The organism is Mesorhizobium sp. M7A.F.Ca.US.011.01.1.1 (assembly GCF_003998295.1).
GTDB lineage: Bacteria > Pseudomonadota > Alphaproteobacteria > Rhizobiales > Rhizobiaceae > Mesorhizobium.
This window is the reverse complement of the sequence record NZ_RZRT01000192.1, coordinates 1-1,037: the sequence shown is the minus strand read 5'-3', so window position 1 is coordinate 1,037 and position 1,037 is coordinate 1. Positions and strand designations below refer to the sequence as shown.

Here is a 1,037-nt window from a genome sequence, read left to right as displayed (position 1 = left end):
CTAGGTGTGAGCTTTCGAGAGGTTGTCCATTCGGACCGGACCGAGGAGACTGGAGTTACCACGCTTCAGCATCCATCGGAGGGTCCGAATGAACATCCACAAGAATGCCCGTCTCACACCGCTGCGTCGAGAGGAGATGGCGTTATCGGTGATAGAAGGCGCTTTTTCCAAAGCCCATGCGGCGCGCGTCTATGGCGTGTCGGCCAAGATCGTGGCGCGCTGGGTCGAGCGCTATAAGACCAAAGGGCGGGCCGGCATGGTCGACCGCTCGTCGCGGCCCACCGTCATGCCGAGCCTGACCGAACAGTCCGTGGCCGAGCGCATCGCAGCCTTGCGTCGCCAGCGGCTGACCGGCAAGCACATCGCCCATGAGGTCGGCGTCTCGCCCGCCACCGTCAGCCGGGTTCTCAAGCGTGCCGGGCTGTCGCGGCTCAGGGATATCGAGCCGGCCGAACCGGTCCGGCGCTACGAGCGGGAGCATCCCGGCGAGATGATCCATATCGACATCAAGAAGCTCGGCCGCTTCAGCCAAGTCGGCCATCGTATCACCGGCGATCCGCAAAAGGGCAAGTCGCGCGGCGCCGGCTGGGAGTTCGTCCATGTCTGCATCGACGACGCGTCCCGCATCGCCTTCTCGCAAATCCTGCCCGACGAGAAAAAGGAGTGCGCCATCGCCTTCCTCAAGGCCGCGGTCGCCTATTACGCCAGCCTCGGCGTCACGATAGCCCGCGTCATGACCGACAACGGCTCCTGCTACAGATCAAAGGCCTTCGCCAAGGCCTGCCGCGATCTCGGCCTCAAGCACGTCACGACAAGACCCTATACGCCCAAGACCAATGGCAAGGCCGAGCGCTTCATCCAGACAGCACTGCGCGAATGGGCCTACGCCATTGCCTATCCGACATCCGATCATCGTGCCGCCGAACTGCCTGTCTGGCTGCACAGATACAATTGGCATCGTCCACATGGCAGCCTAAAGTCAAAAACGCCTATCAGTCGCCTCGCCCTGATCGAGGACAACCTGTTGAAGCTCCACA

1 protein-coding gene is annotated in these 1,037 nt (G+C 62.4%); it reads left to right on the top strand.

From position 1 onward, the window contains the following. Positions 1-88: 88 nt before the first annotated feature. Positions 89-1,037, top strand: a 949-nt coding sequence (locus tag EOA13_RS37250; RefSeq protein WP_095770220.1) for an IS481 family transposase, incomplete at its 3' end; no start/stop codon positions are given.